At 42.4% G+C, this 23,504-nt stretch carries 15 protein-coding genes, 2 tRNA genes and 3 rRNA genes; 1 reads left to right on the top strand and 19 read right to left on the bottom strand.

What is annotated here, in order from left to right:
• Positions 1-9 precede the first annotated feature (9 nt).
• The 11 genes from D7D50_RS00900 to D7D50_RS00950 all read right to left on the bottom strand — a co-directional run bounded on the left by D7D50_RS00900 (position 10) and on the right by D7D50_RS00950 (position 13,900).
• Positions 10-83 (bottom strand) — tRNA-Asn (locus D7D50_RS00900).
• A gap of 5 nt (positions 84-88) precedes the next feature.
• Positions 89-204, bottom strand: a 5S ribosomal RNA gene (gene rrf, locus D7D50_RS00905).
• An 80-nt stretch (positions 205-284) separates the two neighbouring features.
• Positions 285-3,187 (bottom strand): 23S ribosomal RNA (locus D7D50_RS00910).
• A 129-nt stretch (positions 3,188-3,316) separates the two neighbouring features.
• Positions 3,317-3,389: transfer RNA gene (locus tag D7D50_RS00915), tRNA-Ala, on the bottom strand.
• 53 nt (positions 3,390-3,442) lie between these two features.
• Positions 3,443-4,991 (bottom strand): 16S ribosomal RNA (locus D7D50_RS00920).
• Together the 16S, 23S and 5S rRNA genes with 2 tRNA genes alongside form the textbook arrangement of a ribosomal RNA operon.
• 265 nt (positions 4,992-5,256) lie before the next feature.
• Positions 5,257-6,180, bottom strand: a complete 924-nt coding sequence (locus D7D50_RS00925) for an ATP-binding cassette domain-containing protein (protein ID WP_120701229.1) — start codon at positions 6,178-6,180, stop codon at positions 5,257-5,259.
• Between the two features lie 9 nt (positions 6,181-6,189).
• On the bottom strand, positions 6,190-7,257 hold the full coding sequence (locus tag D7D50_RS00930; protein WP_120701230.1) for an ABC transporter ATP-binding protein: 1,068 nt from the start codon (positions 7,255-7,257) through the stop codon (positions 6,190-6,192).
• Positions 7,258-7,268: 11 nt separating this feature from the next.
• Positions 7,269-8,195 carry an oligopeptide ABC transporter permease OppC gene (oppC, locus tag D7D50_RS00935; protein ID WP_117745255.1) on the bottom strand — a complete coding sequence of 309 codons (927 nt, stop codon included), beginning with the start codon at positions 8,193-8,195 and terminating at the stop codon, positions 7,269-7,271.
• Positions 8,195-9,694, bottom strand: coding sequence for an ABC transporter permease (locus D7D50_RS00940; RefSeq protein WP_120701231.1), 1,500 nt, complete (start codon positions 9,692-9,694; stop codon positions 8,195-8,197). The genes oppC and D7D50_RS00940 overlap by 1 nt, the downstream gene beginning before the upstream one ends.
• Before the next feature lie 64 nt (positions 9,695-9,758).
• Positions 9,759-11,744 carry a peptide ABC transporter substrate-binding protein gene (locus D7D50_RS00945; RefSeq protein ID WP_120701232.1) on the bottom strand — a complete coding sequence of 662 codons (1,986 nt, stop codon included), beginning with the start codon at positions 11,742-11,744 and terminating at the stop codon, positions 9,759-9,761.
• Between the two features lie 191 nt (positions 11,745-11,935).
• Entirely contained in the window at positions 11,936-13,900 is a 1,965-nt protein-coding gene (locus tag D7D50_RS00950; RefSeq protein WP_120701233.1) for a peptide ABC transporter substrate-binding protein, read from the bottom strand.
• A 173-nt stretch (positions 13,901-14,073) separates the two neighbouring features.
• Between D7D50_RS00950 and pbp3 the strand changes: the two genes are divergently transcribed.
• The gene (pbp3, locus tag D7D50_RS00955) at positions 14,074-15,315 is read left to right on the top strand and encodes a D-alanyl-D-alanine carboxypeptidase PBP3 (RefSeq protein WP_120701234.1); all 1,242 of its coding nucleotides are present in this window, start codon (positions 14,074-14,076) and stop codon (positions 15,313-15,315) included.
• Positions 15,316-15,536: 221 nt separating this feature from the next.
• Here the strand turns inward: pbp3 and D7D50_RS00965 are convergent, their stop codons facing one another.
• From D7D50_RS00965 to mecA, 8 genes are all read right to left on the bottom strand, one after another.
• Positions 15,537-16,109, bottom strand: a complete 573-nt coding sequence (locus D7D50_RS00965; protein ID WP_120701235.1) for a hypothetical protein — start codon at positions 16,107-16,109, stop codon at positions 15,537-15,539.
• Between the two features lie 17 nt (positions 16,110-16,126).
• Positions 16,127-17,539 carry a Fe-S cluster assembly protein SufB gene (gene sufB / locus D7D50_RS00970; protein WP_023022212.1) on the bottom strand — a complete coding sequence of 471 codons (1,413 nt, stop codon included), beginning with the start codon at positions 17,537-17,539 and terminating at the stop codon, positions 16,127-16,129.
• 144 nt (positions 17,540-17,683) lie between these two features.
• Entirely contained in the window at positions 17,684-18,118 is a 435-nt protein-coding gene (sufU, locus tag D7D50_RS00975) for a Fe-S cluster assembly sulfur transfer protein SufU (protein WP_023022211.1), read from the bottom strand.
• Positions 18,105-19,331, bottom strand: a complete 1,227-nt coding sequence (locus D7D50_RS00980) for a cysteine desulfurase (protein WP_120701236.1) — start codon at positions 19,329-19,331, stop codon at positions 18,105-18,107. The genes sufU and D7D50_RS00980 overlap by 14 nt, the downstream gene beginning before the upstream one ends.
• 2 nt (positions 19,332-19,333) lie before the next feature.
• Positions 19,334-20,596 carry a Fe-S cluster assembly protein SufD gene (gene sufD, locus D7D50_RS00985; protein ID WP_120701237.1) on the bottom strand — a complete coding sequence of 421 codons (1,263 nt, stop codon included), beginning with the start codon at positions 20,594-20,596 and terminating at the stop codon, positions 19,334-19,336.
• 41 nt (positions 20,597-20,637) lie between these two features.
• Positions 20,638-21,408 (bottom strand): Fe-S cluster assembly ATPase SufC, encoded by a 771-nt coding sequence (gene sufC / locus D7D50_RS00990; protein ID WP_117745248.1) that lies wholly within the window; start codon positions 21,406-21,408, stop codon positions 20,638-20,640.
• Positions 21,409-21,494: 86 nt separating this feature from the next.
• On the bottom strand, positions 21,495-22,652 hold the full coding sequence (locus D7D50_RS00995) for a glycosyltransferase family 4 protein (protein WP_120701238.1): 1,158 nt from the start codon (positions 22,650-22,652) through the stop codon (positions 21,495-21,497).
• A complete protein-coding gene (mecA, locus tag D7D50_RS01000; RefSeq protein WP_120701239.1) occupies positions 22,649-23,395 on the bottom strand; it encodes an adaptor protein MecA in 747 nt (248 codons plus the stop codon). Before mecA ends, D7D50_RS00995 begins: the two co-directional genes overlap by 4 nt.
• Positions 23,396-23,504: the final 109 nt, after the last annotated feature.

A 23,504-nucleotide genomic window follows, 5' to 3' on the forward strand; every position in this document is an offset into this window, starting at 1 on the left:
GGGCACTTACTCCGCCAGTAGGACTCGAACCTACGACATCATGATTAACAGTCATGCGCTACTACCAACTGAGCTATGGCGGAAAAAAGCTAAGCGACTACCATATCTCACAGGGGGCAACCCCCAACTACTTCCGGCGTTCTAGGGCTTAACTTCTGTGTTCGGCATGGGTACAGGTGTATCTCCTAGGCTATCGTCACTTAACTCTGAATGATGAACATTCAAAATTGAATACCTATATTCTAACAAAAATCTAAACGGCTGTAAATATCCTCAGTTACTTTTTGGATAAGTCCTCGAGCTATTAGTATTAGTCCGCTCCATTGCTCACACAACTTCCACTCCTAACCTATCTACCTGATCTTCTCTCAGGGCTCTTACTAACATATAGTTATGGGAAATCTCATCTTGAGGTGGGTTTCACACTTAGATGCTTTCAGCGTTTATCCCTTCCCTACATAGCTACCCAGCGATGCCTCTGGCGAGACAACTGGTACACCAGCGGTAAGTCCACTCTGGTCCTCTCGTACTAGGAGCAGATCCTCTCAAATTTCCTACGCCCGCGACGGATAGGGACCGAACTGTCTCACGACGTTCTGAACCCAGCTCGCGTGCCGCTTTAATGGGCGAACAGCCCAACCCTTGGGACCGACTACAGCCCCAGGATGCGACGAGCCGACATCGAGGTGCCAAACCTCCCCGTCGATGTGAACTCTTGGGGGAGATAAGCCTGTTATCCCCAGGGTAGCTTTTATCCGTTGAGCGATGGCCCTTCCATACGGAACCACCGGATCACTAAGCCCGACTTTCGTCCCTGCTCGAGTTGTAGCTCTCGCAGTCAAGCTCCCTTATACCTTTACACTCTGCGAATGATTTCCAACCATTCTGAGGGAACCTTTGGGCGCCTCCGTTACCTTTTAGGAGGCGACCGCCCCAGTCAAACTGCCCGTCAGACACTGTCTCCGATAGGGATCACCTATCCGGGTTAGAGTGGCCATAACACAAGGGTAGTATCCCAACAACGCCTCCATCGAAACTGGCGTCCCGATATCAATGGCTCCTACCTATCCTGTACATGTGGCACAGACACTCAATATCAAACTGCAGTAAAGCTCCATGGGGTCTTTCCGTCCTGTCGCGGGTAACCTGCATCTTCACAGGTACTAAAATTTCACCGAGTCTCTCGTTGAGACAGTGCCCAAATCATTACGCCTTTCGTGCGGGTCGGAACTTACCCGACAAGGAATTTCGCTACCTTAGGACCGTTATAGTTACGGCCGCCGTTTACTGGGGCTTCAATTCATACCTTCGCGTTACCGCTAAGCACTCCTCTTAACCTTCCAGCACCGGGCAGGCGTCACCCCCTATACATCATCTTACGATTTAGCAGAGAGCTGTGTTTTTGATAAACAGTTGCTTGGGCCTATTCACTGCGGCTGACATAAAGTCAGCACCCCTTCTCCCGAAGTTACGGGGTCATTTTGCCGAGTTCCTTAACGAGAGTTCTCTCGCTCACCTGAGGCTACTCGCCTCGACTACCTGTGTCGGTTTGCGGTACGGGTAGAGTATGTTTAAACGCTAGAAGCTTTTCTTGGCAGTGTGACATCACTAACTTCGCTACTAAACTTCGCTCCCCATCACAGCTCAATGTTATAGAACTAAGCATTTAACTCAATTCACACCTCACTGCTTAGACGTGCACTTCCAGTCGCACGCTTTAGTTAGCCTACTGCGTCCCTCCATCACTACATACTCTAGTACAGGAATATCAACCTGTTGTCCATCGGATACACCTTTCGGTCTCTCCTTAGGTCCCGACTAACCCAGGGCGGACGAGCCTTCCCCTGGAAACCTTAGTCTTACGGTGGACAGGATTCTCACCTGTCTTTCGCTACTCATACCGGCATTCTCACTTCTATGCGTTCCAGCACTCCTCACGGTATACCTTCTTCACACATAGAACGCTCTCCTACCATACCATTAAAGGTATCCACAGCTTCGGTAAATTGTTTTAGCCCCGGTACATTTTCGGCGCAGGGTCACTCGACTAGTGAGCTATTACGCACTCTTTGAATGAATAGCTGCTTCTAAGCTAACATCCTAGTTGTCTGTGCAACCCCACATCCTTTTCCACTTAACAATTATTTTGGGACCTTAGCTGGTGGTCTGGGCTGTTTCCCTTTCGACTACGGATCTTAGCACTCGCAGTCTGACTGCCGACCATAATTCATTGGCATTCGGAGTTTATCTGAGATTGGTAATCCGGGATGGACCCCTCACCCAAACAGTGCTCTACCTCCAAGAATCTTTATGTCGACGCTAGCCCTAAAGCTATTTCGGAGAGAACCAGCTATCTCCAAGTTCGTTTGGAATTTCTCCGCTACCCACAAGTCATCCAAGCACTTTTCAACGTGCCCTGGTTCGGTCCTCCAGTGCGTTTTACCGCACCTTCAACCTGCTCATGGGTAGGTCACATGGTTTCGGGTCTACGACATAATACTAAAACGCCCTATTCAGACTCGGTTTCCCTACGGCTCCGTCTCTTCAACTTAACCTCGCATCATATCGTAACTCGCCGGTTCATTCTACAAAAGGCACGCTCTCACCCATTAACGGGCTCGAACTTGTTGTAGGCACACGGTTTCAGGTTCTATTTCACTCCCCTCCCGGGGTGCTTTTCACCTTTCCCTCACGGTACTGGTTCACTATCGGTCACTAGGGAGTATTTAGGGTTGGGAGATGGTCCTCCCAGATTCCGACGAGATTCCACGTGTCTCGCCGTACTCAGGATACTGCTAGGTATAAAGACTATTTTAAATACGAGGCTGTTACTCTCTTTGGCCTACCTTCCCAGGTAGTTCTTCTATAATCTTTATGTCCACATTGCAGTCCTACAACCCCGAAGAGTAAACTCTTCGGTTTGCCCTCCTGCCGTTTCGCTCGCCGCTACTAAGGCAATCGCTTTTGCTTTCTCTTCCTGCAGCTACTTAGATGTTTCAGTTCACTGCGTCTTCCTCCTCATATCCTTAACAGATATGGGTAACAGGTATCACCTGCTGGGTTCCCCCATTCGGACATCCCCGGATCGGCGCTTACTTACAGCTCCCCGAGGCATTTCGTCGTTTGTCACGTCCTTCTTCGGCTCCTAGTGCCAAGGCATCCACCGTGCGCCCTTATTAACTTAACCTTATTAACCTAATTTTTTCAAAAATTAGAAAACTCATTAAATATTCACAGCGTTTTCGGTTTATTTTCTTGTTACTATTTGATATAGATATTCAATTTTCAATGTTCATCCTTGGTGATCTCTCACCAATGGAGCCTAGCGGGATCGAACCGCTGACCTCCTGCGTGCAAAGCAGGCGCTCTCCCAGCTGAGCTAAGGCCCCACAAGACCTCTCAAAACTAAACAAGACGAACGTGCAGGTTTCCTTATCCTTAGAAAGGAGGTGATCCAGCCGCACCTTCCGATACGGCTACCTTGTTACGACTTCACCCCAATCATCTATCCCACCTTAGGCGGCTGGCTCCTAAAAGGTTACCTCACCGACTTCGGGTGTTACAAACTCTCGTGGTGTGACGGGCGGTGTGTACAAGGCCCGGGAACGTATTCACCGCGGCGTGCTGATCCGCGATTACTAGCGATTCCGACTTCATGTAGGCGAGTTGCAGCCTACAATCCGAACTGAGACTGGCTTTAAGAGATTAGCTTGCCGTCACCGACTTGCGACTCGTTGTACCAGCCATTGTAGCACGTGTGTAGCCCAGGTCATAAGGGGCATGATGATTTGACGTCATCCCCACCTTCCTCCGGTTTATTACCGGCAGTCTCGCTAGAGTGCCCAACTAAATGATGGCAACTAACAATAGGGGTTGCGCTCGTTGCGGGACTTAACCCAACATCTCACGACACGAGCTGACGACAACCATGCACCACCTGTCACCTCTGTCCCGAAGGAAAACTCTATCTCTAGAGCGGTCAGAGGGATGTCAAGACCTGGTAAGGTTCTTCGCGTTGCTTCGAATTAAACCACATGCTCCACCGCTTGTGCGGGCCCCCGTCAATTCCTTTGAGTTTCAACCTTGCGGTCGTACTCCCCAGGCGGAGTGCTTAATGCGTTAGCTGCGGCACTGAGTCCCGGAAAGGACCCAACACCTAGCACTCATCGTTTACGGCGTGGACTACCAGGGTATCTAATCCTGTTTGCTCCCCACGCTTTCGAGCCTCAGCGTCAGTTACAGACCAGAGAGCCGCTTTCGCCACCGGTGTTCCTCCATATATCTACGCATTTCACCGCTACACATGGAATTCCACTCTCCCCTTCTGCACTCAAGTTAAACAGTTTCCAAAGCGTACTATGGTTAAGCCACAGCCTTTAACTTCAGACTTATCTAACCGCCTGCGCTCGCTTTACGCCCAATAAATCCGGATAACGCTCGGGACCTACGTATTACCGCGGCTGCTGGCACGTAGTTAGCCGTCCCTTTCTGGTAAGATACCGTCACAGTGTGAACTTTCCACTCTCACACTCGTTCTTCTCTTACAACAGAGCTTTACGATCCGAAAACCTTCTTCACTCACGCGGCGTTGCTCGGTCAGGGTTCCCCCCATTGCCGAAGATTCCCTACTGCTGCCTCCCGTAGGAGTCTGGGCCGTGTCTCAGTCCCAGTGTGGCCGATCACCCTCTCAGGTCGGCTATGTATCGTCGCCTTGGTGAGCCGTTACCTCACCAACTAGCTAATACAACGCAGGTCCATCTGGTAGTGATGCATTTGCACCTTTCAAGCAGATATCATGCAATATCTACTGTTATGCGGTATTAGCTATCGTTTCCAATAGTTATCCCCCGCTACCAGGCAGGTTACCTACGCGTTACTCACCCGTTCGCAACTCATCCGCTCGGTGCAAGCACCAAGCTTCAGCGTTCTACTTGCATGTATTAGGCACGCCGCCAGCGTTCATCCTGAGCCAGGATCAAACTCTCATTAAAATAATTGTTTGTCTTAAACTCATTCTGTCACTGACAGATTTATTGTTTTTTTATTGTTCAGTTACTATAACTTCCGTTATAGCGCCCTGCACATTGGTTCGTCTTGTTCAGTTTTCAAAGGTCTTTGTCGCTCTCGCGCGACAACTATATTAGTATATCACGACCTTCTCTTCTTGTCAATATCTTTTTTCTATTTTTTTAAAAAAAGTTTTTCTTTTTTAAAAAAATAGAAAACGAGAAGTGGATTTTTCTCGTTTTCTTATGATTATACAAGTTCTTTATATTTTTTCTGTTCTGCTTTATTTGCCCAAACGTAATGTCCTGGCTTGATTTCAACCATTTCTGGTTTGTCGGTTGAATAATCGTGCTGATCAGGATCATAAACTTTCAGAACTTTTTTGCGTTCTAGAATTGGATCTGGAATCGGAACTGCAGATAGTAGAGATTGGGTATAAGGATGAATTGGGTTGTTAAACAATTCTTCCGTTTCAGCTACTTCTACAATAACACCTTTGTAAATAACCGCAATACGATCAGAGATAAAACGAACTACTGAAAGATCATGTGCGATAAAGAGATAGGTCAAACCCAAGTCTTTCTGGAATTTCTTCAGGAGATTCAATACTTGTGCACGAACTGATACGTCTAGGGCGGAAATCGGTTCATCTGCGATAACAAATTCTGGCTCCATTACCAAGGCACGAGCGATACCAATCCGCTGGCGTTGTCCACCAGAGAATTCATGGGGATAACGAGTCAAATGCTCTGCTAGAAGACCAACCTCATGCATAATTTCTTTTACTTTACGTACTCGGTCTTCTTCATCTTCGAAGAGGTGATAATTGTACAACCCTTCTGAAATAATATAGTCGACGGTTGCACGCTCATTCAAGCTAGCTGCTGGGTCTTGGAAAATCATTTGAATCTTTCGGATTAATTCATTTTCATCCTTGCGAGTTTGCTTCCCATTGATCTTTTTACCATCATATAAGATGTCACCTGCACTAGTGTCATTCAAACCAATGATTGCTCGACCAATTGTGGTCTTCCCACTACCTGACTCACCAACGAGGGAAAATGTTTCCCCTTTATTGATGAAGAAATTTGCATTCTTTACAGCTACAAATTTTTTACTTCCTTCACCGAAGGAAATTTCTAGATCTTTAACTTCTATTAATTTTTCTGTCATTTCCTTCTCCTAGTCCTTGATTGTAGTGAATCCCATTTTCGCACTTATTTTTTCATGAAGATTATCAATAATTTCTGGTTTATTGACTTTTGGTGCATCTTCATGCAAGAGCCACGTTTTAGCCCAATGTGTATCTGAAACTTTGAAAACTGGTGGATGTTCCTCAAAATCAATTTGCATGGCATAGTCTGAGCGCAAAGCAAAGGCATCCCCTTTTACCGGTGAGTACAATGATGGAGGAGTCCCTGGGATAGAATATAAATCACCTTTAGAAGTAGACAACTGTGGCAAACTTGAAAGAAGACTCCATGTATAAGGATGTCTTGGGTCATAGAAAATTTCTTCTACTTTACCAAATTCTACAATTTCACCAGCATACATTACGGCAACCTTATCTGCAATACTTGCCACCACACCCAAATCATGGGTGATAAATATTGTTGTAAAGTTATATTCTTTTTGTAATGATTTCAACAAGTCAATGATTTGGGCTTGAATAGTTACGTCGAGGGCCGTTGTAGGCTCGTCACAGATCAAGATATCAGGACGGCAAGCAAGCGCAATAGCAATAACGATCCGTTGGCGCATCCCACCTGAATATTGGAAAGGATATTCATCAAAGCGACGTTCCGCTTCCGGGATTCCCACCTTTTCCATATAGTCAATAGCCATTTCTCTGGCTTCTTTGGCACTCTTGCCTTGGTGTTTAATAATAACCTCTGTAATTTGTGATCCGATTGTATTAATCGGGTCCAAACTGGTCATTGGGTCTTGGAAGATCGTTGCAATTTTTGCACCACGAATTTCTTCCCAATCTTTGTTTGACTTGAGTTCTGTTAATTCTTGCCCGCGATAATTAATGGTCCCATTGGCAATTCGTCCGTTTTCTTCTAACATTCCTGTAAAAGTTTTTGTCAAAACAGATTTACCAGAACCTGATTCACCAACAAGCGCCATGACCTCTCCTTCAACAAGATCCAAAGAGACATTGCGAATAGCTGTTAAGACACGATCCCGAACATCAAATTCTACTACGATATCGCGAGCAGATAAGATTACATTTTTATCATTTGTCATATCTACTCCTCCTATCTATGTGTACGTGGATCGCTGGCGTCTGCAAGGTTTTGTCCAACGATATAGAATGACAAGGATACCAAGACTAAGACTGTCAATGGAATCCAGAAAAGATACGCATTGGTTGTTACGTTTTGTGAGTAGTCTGAAATAAGACGACCTAAACTTGGAACTGTAATCGGCAATCCCAATCCAAAGAAGGAAAGGAAGGCCTCAGTCGAAATAAAGGCTGGCAACAATTGTGTAGTTGTCGTCACAATAACAGAAACCAACTGTGGCAAAATATTTTTCGTCACAATTTTAAGGGTTGGTGTACCCAAGGTGCGACTGGCCAAGTTGTACTCTAAATCGCGGTAACGCATAATTTGGACACGGATAGAGTAAGCAATCCCAATCCATCCTGTCACTGTCATCGCCAAAATCAAGTTCCAGAAACCAGCACCAATTGAGTAAGTCAAGACAATAACAATCAACATGAATGGAACATTTGAAATAACGTTATAAACTTCCATCATGAAGCGGTCGATTGATTTTGACACACCCCAAATCCCGCCGATCACTACTCCAATCACAACGTTGATCAAGGTAGCAATAAAGGAGATGATAATCGAATTGCGGGCACCAAACCAGACTCCATCAAACAAGGATTTACCATTGTTATCCGTACCGAAGAAGGCTTTGGCACTTGGAGGATTCAAACGGGCAGTGAAGTCATTTACTTTACTTACATCATTGTAATCAAAGTTTGAAAACATTGGGTATACAAAACTCATTAAGAGAATAGCAACCAAAACGGCTAACATCAAAATGGTTGATTTCTTTTTGAAGAATTGACGGAATACGGACTTCCAATAGGAGTAAGACGGCGCATCAATTGTCTCAGAGGCAAAATCATCACGTTCCACAAATTGGAATTTCTTCTTATCGATTGTAGACATTATTTGCCTCCTTTCTTAGTTGTTAGTTTGATACGAGGGTCTACCATAACCATAAGGATATCTCCAGCCATTGCTCCAAATACAGCAAGAACAGTAAAGATGAAGACAAGACCAACTACCATGGTATTATTGGATGCCTTGATAGAATCAATCAACATTTTACCCATACCAGGGAAGGCAAAGACAGTTTCTGTCAAAGTTGCCCCTGAAATGACTAGAACCAATTGAACAGGAATCCCTGTAACGATCGGAACCATGGCGTTTTTGAAGATATGTTTGCGGGAAATTTCTTTCTCAGAAAGCCCTTTGGCACGTGCAAAACGGACAAAGTCTTGAGAATGCAAGTCGATCATGTAACGGCGAATCCAAACTGCCAATCCTGGTGCACTCAAGAGACCCAAAATCACAGAAGGTAGTACATAAGAGCGCCAATCCTGAGCTCCTAACACTGGGAAGGAATCTGGTAAGCCGATAGAAGAGCCAGCCAAGCGAACGATGTAAACCAAGGCAATCGTCGGCAATGACATCATAAATGTTAAAGTTGCCGTAGATGCACTATCAAACCAAGTATTCTTCAACAAGGCCATGTAAGATCCCAATGGAATAGCAATCAAGTAGGCAATCGCAATCCCGATTAAACCGATAATGGCTGAGCTCACAATCATGGATGGATTTTCATAGTTGCTCAATGTTGCTGTATAAGCATCTCCTTCACCAAAGCGGGCGATATCTTGAGCATCTGCCTTACTTGGTGATTTGTATATACGTGAGTAAATATTGATAGAAGATTCTTTTTTCCCTGTTGGGAAGTTTACTTCACTCTTCTTAGTCGTACCTTGTCCTTGTGTAATAACCTGAAGAACTGGCGTATTTGAATAAGTTGGGTAAGATTCACCCAAGTTTAAGGATACAAAGTTTTGATGAATGAACGGGAATTGACCATTGAAGTACAATAGATATTTATGTTTAGTCCCTGAACCAACTACTGACCAACCAATAGCTGGGTCATTTTCAATGCGAATATAGCGTTCAAGTTTTGGATTGGAAGCATCTTTGATGACATTTGGATGGTCAATCTGAATCAGATTACCATAGAATCCAATAACACGTTCAAAGACAGGGACTTCACGAGTAGCGTAAAAACCTTTGTTTTCAGGGAAACGTTTCAATACCCAGCCATTTCCAAGGTTAGAAATGTACTTTTTGTAGATCTTCTCGTTTTCTTTAGTAGGCTCTACTGTTACTGATGAGTCTTCCTTGCTTGCTTTTTCTTTCAAAGCTTTTGAATCAAGATATTCTATATACCCCATGCGATCATAGACTGTATTTTCATAATTGATTTTAGAGTCTTTTGTTTTCGCAATCTTATTATAGTTAGGGTCGTTTTTGAAAATTAAATTTCTTGGGGTTAGCGTATAAATAATTGTATAGGTCAATGTCGTAACCAAAAAGATCGACACTAACGAACGCAAAATACGCATAAATATATATTTTTTCATATTCCGTTCCTTTAATGTTCAAAAGAACTTTCTCCCCTATTAGAGAAAGTTCTGATGAAGGTGATTATTTGACGTGTTTTTCTAGTTCTTCCTGAGCTTTTTTGTTTGAATCAGCTTTTTCTTTCAACCATTTTTCACGTGCTTGATCATATTGTTTTTTAGTAACCGGTTCGTCCTGAACTTCAACATATTTGAAATAAGTTGAACCTTTATTACCTGTTTGTGATGAAGGTCCAGAGAATGGTACCACTTTTGAAACTACTGTAGCTGCTCCTGAGCTTGTCATAGTTGGAATTACTAACGAACTATCCGTTAACCAAGCTTGCGCTGCTGCGTATTTTTCATAACGTGCAACCACATCTTGGGTTTCTTTTCCTGCATCATCAAGCAATTTCGCATATTCATCTAAGCCAACAGCCTTAGCAGAGGCATTATCTACACCACCAGAAAATCCAAGGTAAGTTTTGGTCTGGTCAGGAGAAGATGGTTGCAAAGTATCAAGATAAGTTGATGGGTCATCATAGTCTGGATTCCAGCCTACAAGCCCTTGAAGATCCCAGTCAGCATCCGCTGCAGATGGTACGTTAATAGTGATATTCAAGATAGCATCTTGGTCCATCATTTGAAGGTCCACCACAACATTTTCTGTTCCAAGTGTATCTTCAACTGATTGTTTGAAGGATTGCATCCGTGCTACAAAGTTTGTTGAACTTTGAACAACTGGAACATCCAAGTGGATTGGGAATTGAACGCCTTCTTTTTGGAGTTCTGCTTTTGCTTTTTCGAACTGAGCTTTTGCTTTATCTTTGTTGTAAAGACCATCTTGGCTATCTGCAAGATTTACACCACTCCATTGATCTCCATATGTCTGCAACTTATCAGCTACAACATCACCGAAGTCTTTACCGTTTACTTGAACAAAGGCAGGTGCAGTGTACATATTTCGAATAGCAGCCTTAGCATATTCTTTACCATTGACTTGCGCTGAATAATTTTCGCGGTTCAAGGCAAAGGTGATAGCTTGACGGAAATTCTTGTTCAAGATAGCTTTCTTCGTAGAAGATTTCTGCTCATCTGATGTTTTAGAAGTATGGTTGTAAGCTTGACGGTCAATATTGAAACCAAAGACTGCTACACCAGCTCCAGGTTGTGTGTTGTAGATGTTGTCTTTGTATTTCTTTTCTACAGAAGCAAAGTTTGAGCTTGCTGGGAAGAGTCGAGCAACTGTGTACGATCCATCGCTAAAACCACGCGCCAAGGAATCTTGATCTGATCCGTCATAATAAGACAATTTAATCTTGTCGATATGAACGTTGTCTTTGTCCCAATAGTCTTCGTTCTTCTCAAAAGTAATTTCTGATTTAGAAGTGATTGATTTCAAAAGGAATGGACCATTGAATAAGATTGATTTGACATCACCTGGCTGACCAAAATTGTCACCCTTGCTTTCCAAGAATTCACCATTGATTGGCATGAGCACCCCATTGGTTGTTTTAGAATTCCAGAAAGTTTCTGGTTGATTCAAGGTATATTCAAGTGTGTAGTCATCTACCGCTTTTACCCCAACTTGAGAAAAATCAGTGATTTTTCCATCTACATAGTCTTTCAATCCTTTAACTGAACCTTGAACTAACGGAAGAGTTTCTGATTTCTTGTCTGCCGCATGCTTCAAGCCAGTGACGAAGTCATGAGCTGTTACTTCACCATGCTCTTCACCATCAGCATCATACCATTTAACACCCTTACGGATTTTGTAAGTATAGGTCAAGCCGTCTTTTGAAACAGACCAATCCTCAGCAATAGATGGTACAAGGTTTCCGTATTTGTCGTTTGCCAACAAACCATCTACACCGTTAGTTGTAATGTCGTGAACGGAAGCTTTTGAAGATACAGTGTAATCCAAAGTTGTTGGATCATCGTTATAAACATAGCCATATGTTGTATCTTTTTTTGATGCAGACTTGCTATCTTTTGAGCCAGAACATGCTGCAAGGAACGTTGCTGCGAGCAATGTTACTCCGGCAAATGCAAAAACTTTACTTTTTTTCATTTTGAGTCTCCATTTTATTGAATTTAGATAGAATTATAGCATAAGTAAAGAAAAAAGTAAACTAAATTTTCTGAATATTTGGCAAGTGAAAGGAGCCACTAAGCGGGGGACTGTCTAAAAAATCAATCCTTTTTAGTGGCTCCTTCCCTTAAATAAACTTATGCCTTCTTACTATCCCAATTATTTTTCATCTATTTCGATTCGATGTGGTTCTTTAATTCTTCTTGAGCTTTTTTATTGGATTCAGCCTTTTCTTTTAACCATTTTTCTTTGCTTGCATCGTAATCCTTTGTCTTGATGACTTCTTCTGAAAGTTCAAGATATTTATAGTTGGTTCCAGTTCCTTTTGTTCCAACCCATGAAGCCGCACGACTATATGGAACAGTCCGTTGCAACATTGGAGTTCCACCATTTGAAACAGTCGGCAAGATCAATGAACTATCGGTTAGCCATGCTTGAGCAGCTGCGTATTTCTCATAGCGTACAGCTTGATCATTCACTTCAGCATTGGCATCTTTTAAGAGTTCTGCATACTTCCCAAAGTCAACTGCTGGAATAGCGGGACTGTTTGAGCCTGCATCCACACCTAGATAGTAGAAAACAGAACCGTTAACAGGACTTAAACTCTCTAAATAAGTAGATGGATCTTGGTAGTCTGGCACCCATCCTCCGCCTGCAAGGTCATAATCTTTCTCAGCAGCAGTATCTGTAAAGTAGGTAATATTGCTAAAGTCATCATCAGATAATTTCTGAATATCTACAACAACATTGTCTGCACCGAGAACAGCTTCTACGGATTGTTTAAAGGAGCTAGCTTGTTGTACCTGACTGTTGTCCGTCTGACTGACAACATAATCCAAATGAATTGGGAATTCTACCCCTTCTTTTTGCAATTGTTCTTTAGCTTTTGCAAACTCAGCTTTGGCTTTTTCTTGATTGTAGAGAGTGGTTTGGGCATCATCTAGATTTACATCTTTCCACTCATCTCCATAGGTCACCAATTGTTTCTCAACAACCTTACCGAACTCTTCTCCATTTACTTGAACAAAAGTCGGTGGAACCAAGGTATTCCGAAGAATCTTGGTCGCCGCATCTGCTCCCGATGTTTGAGCTGCATAGGCTTCACGGTCAAAGGCAAAGTTTACAGCTTGACGGAAGTCTTTGTTTAAAATCGCTTGTTTTGTGGACGATTTTTGAGCATCTGTTGTTTTGGCTGTATGGTTATACTTCTGACGATCAATGTTGAATGCGAGGTAGTATGATGTTCCGTATTGAACACCATAAACAATATTATCACCAAATTTCTTTTTCACACTCTTATAAGTGGAGCTATTTGGCATTACTGTCGCAAATGAATATTGTCCATTCTCAAATTTCTTGATGACAGATTCTGGATCTGATCCGTCATTATAGGTCAACTTCACATGATCAATATGAACATTCTTTTCATCATAATATTCCTTGTTTTTCACAAGTTCAATCTGTGATTTTGAAGTTAAATTCTTCAAATAATAAGGACCATTATAGAGAATACTACTTGGCTTCAAAGAACCGAAGTCTTTCCCTTGAGATTCTAAGAAAGCTTTGTTAACCGGGAAGAGGACGCCTGAGGTCGTCTTAGAATTCCAAAAACTTTCTGGACGTTCCAAGGTATATTGAACGGTATAATCATCTAGGGCTTTCACGCCAACTGTATTGAAATCTTTTGTTTCACCTTTGACAAATGCATCTAAGCCTTTAATCGAATTTTGGATTAAGAAAAGACCCTCAGATTTTGCTTCCACAGCGTGTTTGATACCTGTCACAAAGTCCTGGGCTGTTACAGCACCATACTCTTCTCCCTCACTGGTATACCATTTTGCATCTTTTCGAAGTTTATAGGTATACACCAAGCCATCTTCCGAAACAGTCCAGTCTTCTGCCAAACTTGGGATTAAATTTCCATATTTATCATTTTCTAACAAACCATCAACAAGGTTACTTGTAATATCAGACGTTGTTGTACGAGTCGAGGCAATGTAGTCCAAAGTATTTGGATCTGTTGAATAAATATAAGAATAAGTAGATTGATTGCTGCTTCCACCGCCACAGGCTGTCAATAGAAGAGCACTGGCTAAAGAAACACCGGCCAGTACGAACCGTTTATTTACTTTCATCACTATCTCCTTATGTTAGGTTTTCTACCATTATACACTATTTCTCTCATTTTACCAACTATCTTTAAAATTTGCCTATGACCTTTGAGTCCTAAGAGGTCAAAATAGGATTAGAGCAGTTGCCTTCTTTTATGATACAATAGTAGTGACAATAAACAATCGAGGATTCAAACGTGAAAAAAATAATCACTTTACTTCTTTGTCTACTTTTTACACTTCTCACTACTTCTCCTGTAAGAGCGGAGGACCTAGAGCTTGGAGCTCAGCATGCTATTGCGATTGATGGGACAACAGGTAAAATACTCTACGAAAAAAATAGCGAAGAGAAAAAAGAGGTTGGTGGAATCAGCAACCTTTTGACCACTTATCTCGTCTATGAAGCCATTCAACAAGGAAAATTATCTTTAAATGACGACGTGGAGATTTCGGACAAAGCCTACCAACTAACAGCTATCGAAGGAATCAATAACGTCCCCATGGAAGCTCGCAAGTACAAGGTTAAAGACCTGCTCACTGCGCTGCTTGTATCAAACGCCAATAGCGCTGCCATCGCCTTAGCTGAAAAAGTAGCTGGAAGCGAGGAAAAATTCATCCTCCTTATGCAAGCAAAACTAAAAAAATGGGGGATTAAAGACGCTATCATTGTAAATGCTAGCGGACTGGATCAATCCCTTATTGACGATAATAAGGAATCTAAAAAGAAGAATACTGAAAACAAGCTGAGTGCTTATGATGTGGCAGTCATCGCAAAACATCTCTTAGAAGACTACCCTGAAGTTACCAAAATCACCTCCCTTTCCCATGCAGAATTTGCTGGAATTCAATTGGAGAGCGGCAATTATATGCTAGAGAACATGCCCAGCTATCGAGCAGGAGTGGATGGTCTAAAAACTGGAAATTCCGAAAAAGGAGGCATTTCATTTGTGGCTTCTACTAACCAAAACGGTATTCGAATGATTACCGTTGTCATTGGTGTTGAGGCAATCGATGGAGATCCCTACGCACGATTTGTTGCAACAGCCAACCTGATGAATTATGTGAGCCAAAACTTCATTGCAAGCTTGATTGTCAGCAAAGGCGAAGCCTACAACAACAGCAAATCAACGGTTCTTGATGGTAAGAAAACCAGCGCTATTGCTGTTGCCAAGGATGACTTCATCGTGATCGAACGGCAAGGAAGTCAAGCAGAACCTAAAATCACCTTCGAAAGCAGCCAACCTTCTTTTAGCGCTCCCTTAAAGAAAGGTACTTCCCTAGGGACCCTTACCTACACCGACCCAGAACCCATCGGGCGAGGGTATATCGAAGGTAAAGCTCCTAGTATGGAAATGGTGAGCGGAGAAAATATCCAAAAAAGTTTCTTCTTAAAGGTATGGTGGAATCAATTTGTTCGTTACGTTAACGAAAAGCTATAAATACTAATAAACAAAAGAGAGTGGGACAGAAATCGGTAATTCGTTCGAATTCGATTTCGTCGTCCCACCTCCGCACAGTTGAGTAGGGCTGTAAAAGCTGATGAAATCAGCCTAGTAGAGCCCACTCAACCACTGCGTCTTGCTCGACAATCCAAAGACAATTGAGAGGCTAGGACTTTTGTCCCAGCCTCTTTGTTTAGTTGAATCAACCAATAGAACTTCTATCGAACTTCGAAATAAGGAAAAGCAGTGTCACTGTCTATTGGATGAGTCGGGATTTCTTCTTCAATCACCCCACGCCAACCTGCTACCAATTCTTCAAAAGATAAGCTAGCTTCAGGAGTAGCTGTTGTTAATTTACGACCAAACCAAGCCATGGTCGCTGTTTCTAATTGAAGCATGGCGTAGCTAATCACAGGAACATTCGCAGCTTCGTAATTTTCATTTACTGCATGGGCTACAGCTGAAGCTTGTGGCAAGAGTTGAAGACGGATTTTTTCCACAAGCGGTGGATCTAATTCTTGCCAAGAAATTAATTTCCCATCAACTTGATAATACAAGTCAAATGTTTCTTGACCTGGCTTAAAATTCACTAGCATAAAGGCACGATCAGCTTTATCAGGGCCACCAACAGCCTTCACAGCATTAATCAAGAGATTTTGTTCCATTTCTCTCCAATAATCATCTGCTTCTTCAGCTAGATCAAATGTAAATGGGGGAACAATTTCCTCGATAGGAATCTCGCCTTTATTCGCTTTTTCAACATTACCAAATAATTTTTTTAAGAATCCCATTTGCTCTCCTTTTTCTTTTACCCAACTGATCCTTCCATTTCATAGCTAATCAAGCGGTTAAGCTCAACTGCGTATTCCATTGGAAGTTCTTTGGTGAAGGGCTCCACAAATCCCATGACAATCATCTCTGTTGCCTCGGATTCTGACAAGCCACGGCTCATGAGGTAATAGAGTTGTTCTTCAGAAATCTTAGAAACCTTGGCTTCGTGTTCCAAAGCGACTTGTGAGTTGTGAATTTCATTAAATGGAATGGTGTCAGATGCAGACAAGTCATCCATAATAATGGTATCACACTCGATGTGACTAACCGATTTCGCTGAATCTTTATTGAAGGTCACTTGTCCACGGTAGTCAACCTTTCCTCCGCCTTTAGCAATAGATTTCGAAACAATTGAAGAGCTCGTGTGAGGAGCATTGTGGATCATTTTAGCACCTGTATCTTGGTGTTGCCCAGCATTGGCAAAAGCGATCGACAACATGGTCCCACGTGCACCTTCTCCATCTAGGTAAACTGATGGATATTTCATAGTTGTTTTGGCACCGAGGTTCCCATCGATCCATTCGACCGTCGCATCTTTCATCGCTTTGGCCCGTTTCGTTACCAAGTTATAAACGTTATCAGACCAGTTTTGGATAGTTGTATAACGCATATAAGCACCATCTAAGGCAAAGATTTCGACAATAGCAGCATGCAAGCTGTTACTTGAATAAGTTGGCGCTGTACATCCTTCTACGTAGTGGACACTTGCTCCTTCATCGACAATAATCAAGGTCCGCTCAAACTGACCTGTATTTTCATTGTTAATTCGGAAGTATGTCTGTAAAGGAACATCTACTTTAACACCCTTTGGTACATAGATAAAGGTTCCACCTGACCATACTGCTGAGTTGAGTGCCGCTAACTTGTTATCTGTCGGAGGTACCAACTTAGCAAAGTATTGCTTGAACAAGTCTGGATATTCCTTCAAGGCAGAATCTGTATCGGTAAAGATGATTCCTAACTTCTCAAATTCTTCCTTCATATTGTGGTAAACCACTTCAGACTCATACTGAGCTGCTGCTCCGGCCAAGTAAGCACGCTCTGCTTCTGGAATCCCAATCCGTTCAAACGTCTCCTTGATTTTTTCGGGCACTTCATCCCAGCTACGTGCAGGTTTATCAGATGGTTTTTGATAGTAAATCAAATCATCAAAATCGATATCTGACAAGTCTGCCCCCCATGTTTGCATAGGCATTTTTTTAAATGCTTCATAGGACTTCAAACGGAACTCCAGCATCCATTCCGGCTCATTTTTCGCAGCAGATAACTCACGAATAACTGATTCATTCAACCCTTTTCCTGTCGACAAGATCGGGTCTACATCATCGTGAAAGCCAAATTTATATTCACCAAGATCAATTGGTTTTGGTTCTACTCTTTCTTCTGTCATATCTTTCCTTTCAGTTTCTTTTTTGCGCTCTTTCCATCTGATGAATCTTCTAGTCTGGACCATAAGCATCCGAGTGTTGATTCAATTAAGTAAGAAGAAAATCGGTTAAAGGGCACACTAGAATTTGCACACTCTTATGCATCATTACGATTGAGAATCAATTGCTTTTTTGAGAGCATTCCAGGCTAGGGTCGAACACTTGATCCGTTGCGGGAATTTAGCAACCCCAGCTAAAAAAGCAGCATCTCCCAACTGGTCTTGACGGGCATCTTCTTTGCCTTGGACCATTTCCGAAAAAATAGTCGCCAACTCTAGCACTTCTTCCTTTGATTTTCCTAGGACAACATCCGTCATCATACTAGCAGAAGCCGTCGAAATCGTACAACCTGAGTTGACAAAGGCAATATCCTTGACCACTCCTTTATCATCAAACTGAACAGACAAACTAATCACATCCCCACAGGTAGGATTGTTCAGGTTGATTTGTTCAACTCCTTCAATCTTTCCATGATGATGGGGATTTTTTGAATGGTCAGCCACTACTGCCATATAGAGGCTATCTAATTTAGAAAGTGCCATTGAAAAACTCCTTTGTTTTTATCAGCGCTTCTACAAGCTTATCGCAGTCTTCTTTTGTATTGTAGAGATAAAAGCTAGCTCGAGCAGTCGCCGGAACCCCCAAATACTGGATCAAAGGTTGGGCACAATGGTGCCCTGCCCGAACAGCAACCCCTTCATAATCCAAGGCAGTCGCAAGATCATGAGGATGCAAATCCCCTAAATTGAAGGAAATCACCCCGGAACGTTTCGCTAAATCTTGGGAGCCATAAATTTTCAAGCCTTCAATCGCTTGAAGTTTGGGAAAGACATAAGCAATCAAGTCTTGCTCGTGACGCTCAATCGCATCCATGCCAATAGCCTCCAAATAATCAATCGCCGCAGCTAAACCAATGGCGCCAGCCATATTGGGAGTCCCTGCTTCGAATTTCCAAGGAAGTTCCTTCCAGGTTGCTGATTGTTCATAGACAAAGTCAATCATTTCTCCACCAAATTCAACAGGTGACATTTGGTTGAGATATTGCTCTTTTCCATACAAGACTCCAATCCCTGTAGGTCCAGCCATTTTATGGCCCGAAAAGACAAAGAAGTCTGCATCTAGTTTTTGAACATCTATTTTCATATGAGGGACTGATTGAGCCCCATCCACTACCACAATGGCTCCTTTTTCATGGGCCAATTGAGCGATTTCTTGGACAGGATTTATCACCCCGAGTACATTAGAGGCATGAGCAATGGAAACAAACTTGGTTCGATCTGTCAATTTTTTTCGGAAATCCTCTAGATCCAGACCACCGTCTTTCAAATAGACATACACCAGTTTTGCTCCTGCCTTCCGACAAGCTTCCTGCCAAGGAAGGATGTTGGAATGGTGTTCCATAATGGAAATGAGAACCTCATCCCCCTCTTCTAGGATTTCTTCTGCAAACCGACCAATCCAGTTCAAGCCTGTCGTGGTCCCTCTTGTAAACAAGACCTCTTTGGTTGAGGAAGCGTTTATAAAGCGACGGACAGTTTCTCTTGCTGCTTCGTAGGAAGCAGTCGCCCGTTCGGCCAAGGTATGGACCCCGCGGTGAACATTGGCATTATCCTCTTGGTAATATCGATTCACAGCTTCTAAGACAGCTTTTGGTTTTTGTGTCGTCGCTGCATTATCCAAATAGACAAGTGGCTCATCATTCACAATTTGATCTAAAATCGGGAAATCTTTCCGAATCTTTTCGACTTCTATCATCTTTATCTCTTCAATAATTTATCTTCAATGGTTTGGATCATTTCTTCACGAACTTCTTTAACTGGAATTTCCACAATCACTGATCCAAGGAAGCCACGAACCACTAGGCGTTCTGCAGTTGCTTGATCCAAGCCACGACTCATCAAATAATACATATCTTCAGGGTCCACTTGACCAATAGAAGCCGCGTGACCTGCTGTCACATCGTTCTCATCAATCAAAAGAATTGGGTTGGCATCAGAACGTGCTTGATCAGAAAGCATTAACACACGGCTTTCTTGTTGGGCATCCGCTCCCTTAGCTCCCTTGATAATGTGGCCAATCCCGTTAAAGGTCAAGGTTGCCTTTTCAAGAATGACACCATGTTGGAGAATATTCCCGACTGAATTGCAACCATAGTTGGTTACACGGGTATCAATCCCTTGAATTTGACGCCCACTAGATAAGGCTACAACCTTAAGGTCTGCATGGCTTCCATTTCCGATCAAGTCACTATCAAAGTCAGCAACGACATTTCCTTCGTTCATGACACCGATAGCCCAGTCAATGCTGGAATCCTTTCCCAGTTTGCCACGGCGGCTAATGTAGGCAGTAACATTCTCACCGAGGCGATCAATCGCCGCAAACTTCACTTGCGCTCCAGAACGAGCAATCACTTCGACTGTAATATTAGCAGTTGCTTTAGCGCTTCCCTCTCCGCGAGATTCTAAGCGTTCTAGGTAGCTAATCTTACTGTTTTTACCAGCGATAATCAGGATGTGCTTGTTAAATGGCACATCGCTATCACTATCTTGGTAGAATACACCCTCGATTGGTTCCGCAATTTCTACATTATCAGGAATATAGAGAACAGCACCACTGTTAAAATAAGCTGTGTGGTAAGCTGCTAACTTGTCATCATCGTATTTAACGGAGGACATGAAAAATTCTTCTACATGCTCTGGAATTTCTTCCAAGGCTGTGTGGAAATCTGTAAAGATGACCCCCTGGTTCGCCAAGTCAACTGGAATCTGTTCAAATACTGTATGGGTCCCATACTGAACCAATTTTAATTGATTGTCAATCGCAGTGAAGTCTGGCACAGCAGTGAGTGGTTCACTTTCTGTGATCGTTCCATCCCCAAGATTCCAACGATGAAATTTCACACGTTCAATCACGGGTAGTTCTAAGTCATCCATTTTATCAAAAGCCTTCTGGCGCAACTCTTGCAACCATTGAGGCTCTGCATGCATTTCTGAAAAAAGTTTGATATTTTCTTTGGTCATTTACTCCTCCTCAAAGATCCTGTTCAGTTTTTGACACAAGATTAGAGTTCTTCTTTGTAGTCATAACCTAACTCTTCTGCTAATTTCGCGTATCCTTCACGTTCCAAACGCACAGCAAGTTCAGGACCACCTGAAAGGACCACACGACCTTCCATCATCACGTGAACCACATCAGGAGTAATATAGTTTAAGAGACGTTGGTAGTGGGTAATGATCATGGCACCGAAACCTTCGCCACGCATTTCATTGACCCCTTTTGAAACCACTTTAAGGGCATCAATATCCAAACCAGAGTCAATCTCATCAAGAAGAGCAAACTTCGGTTCCAACATCAACAATTGCAGAATTTCATTGCGTTTTTTCTCACCACCTGAAAAGCCTTCATTCAAATAACGCTCTGCCATTTCTTCCTTCATGTTGAGAAGTTCCATTTTTTCATCCAATTTTGTGATAAAATCACGAACAGAAATTTTTTCGTCCTCTTCTTTTCCAGCATTCATAGCTGCACGAAGGAATTCAGCATTGGTAATTCCTGGAATTTCTGATGGATATTGCATAGCAAGGAAAAGTCCCATACGAGCACGCTCATCTACTTCCAACTCAAGGATATTTACTCCATCAAATAGAATTTCACCTTTGGTGACTTCATAGTTTGGATTCCCCATGATAGCTGCAGATAGGGTTGATTTCCCTGTTCCGTTAGGACCCATAATGGCTGCGATTTCTCCTGTTTTAAGGGTCAAGTTCACGCCTTTTAAAATTTCCTTGCCTTCAATTTCTACATGAAGATCTTTAATCTCTAATACTGACATTTGTATTCCTTTCTGCTATAGAGTTTTGTCTTATCTAGTATAACAAAAAAAAGCCTAAAAGGCTTTTCTTGTGTTTAGAATCGTTCTTATTTAGTCTTGTTTTTTCTATTTTGTCGAACTTCCTCTCGATAGGCAGAATTCCCTATATAGCGTAAACAATTGAGGAGCGGACTATGGTGAGGACCTAGGACTCCAATTAATTCCGCTAAGAGCTCTACCCCTAATACCAAACCAATGACAAGAAGAACTCCGCCGATACGAGTAGAGATATTCAACAGCAGAGAGATCATAGCAAAAATCATCGAAATTCCATAGATAACCAAAACGGTTCCTCGATGCGTTAAGCCCAAAGAAAGTAAACGATGGTGCAAGTGATTCCGATCTGGTGCATAAAACTTCTGACCAGAGAGAGTCCGACGGACAATTGCTAAAAAGGTATCCGTAATTGGAACTCCCAAGATAATCATCGGCGTAACAACCGCAACAGCTGTCGCATTCTTAAGACCTTGCAAGGACAAAACAGCGATCATAAAACCAATGAAGAGGGCTCCTGTATCCCCTAAATAAAGAATCGCTGGATGATAATTAAAGGGGAAGAAACCAGCAATGGCCATGACTAAGACAAAAATCGTCATGGTCAAAAAGAGATTGGGCACTGGGAGAAAGAAATGAGAAACAATCCCCATCGTCACCAAGGAAATAATTGAAACTCCACTGACCAGGCCATCCAAACCATCAATTAGGTTGACTGCATTGGTAATAGAAATGATCCAAATGACTGTTAAAATATACGATAACCAAGGATCAAAATGAAGAAATGGTCCCCCGAAAGGTATCTTGAAATCATTTAAGCGAAAATCTGTAAAAAACCAGATTACACTAGCTCCTAGGAAAATCCCCAGCATCTTTAACCGCGGTGATAATTCTTTTATGTCATCGACTAAACCAGTCAGGCCAATAATCCATCCTCCAACGACAACTGGTACGGTATAGGTCAGATAAGATGTCTTAGCTACATGCCCCTTTGTAATCATCGGCAACAAAATGACGGTTGCAATGGTAAAAGCAAGAATAATAGCTAAACCACCAGCGCTGGGCATGGGTTTCTTATTGATCCGACGCGCATTTGGATAGTCTACAGCATCTATTTTAAACGCCAATAACCTCACAAAGGGAGTTAGAATCAAACTGATCAAAAAAGTTGCAATCAGGACCAGGATAAATTGTAACGGAAAAGTAATCATACCAAATTAACCTTTTGAAGTTCGTGAATAGCATCTGAGACGAGCAAGAGATGGCCATGTTCCTGAAGGACAGCTCTAGTAGTATCTGTATCTTCCGCATATTCACGCATGGTTGCCAAAAGCCAACCTGGATAATCCTGCGGACACCCTTCCAAATCGATCAGGATGGTTAAATAGTACATCCCGTCCATTTTATAAAGTTCAGAAGTCTCAACAGCATAATGAACTGTTTTTGTAAACCGAATCACTTCTTCTAACTGAGAAAACTGGAGGATATAATAAATATACCGTGTATCTACTGGATGATTTGATGTATCTTCTTCTGAAAGCTGATTTTCGTCAGCCAATTCCTCAGCTTCTAAATGACGGATCGCATCGCCGTCTCCCTTACTCTTTTCAGAGATGGTTTTTTCCAAGGTTTTGATAAATTCGTCCGGAGACATTTGCGACAATTCTTCCATATCAGGCAAATCGGAAAAATCTTCAAAATTTAAATGCTGATCAATTTTTGATTTGGTCACAAAAACATCGAGTTTATCTGGCTTAGGGGTCACTCGAAAACTTAACATACCACTGTCTAAGAAACTTTCTGGCATTTCTAATTCATCTAAGATGGTATAGAAAAATTCTTCTGTTTTTTCTTGAGGCACCAAAAAATCGGCCATTTCCATGCCCCGTTCTTCTAAATCCTCTAATTGAATCGTGATTTTAATGGTTGAATCACTGATTTGCTTCATCTTCATGACTGCACCTCATACTATTAGTCTTTCTATTATACTAAAAAGGGACATATTTTTCAAAACATGACCCCCCACCTTAGATACGAAACAAGACTTAAATAAAAGAGCACTT

The sequence above is a fragment of the Streptococcus koreensis genome (assembly GCF_003627135.1).
GTDB classification, from domain to species: Bacteria; Bacillota; Bacilli; order Lactobacillales; family Streptococcaceae; genus Streptococcus; species Streptococcus ilei.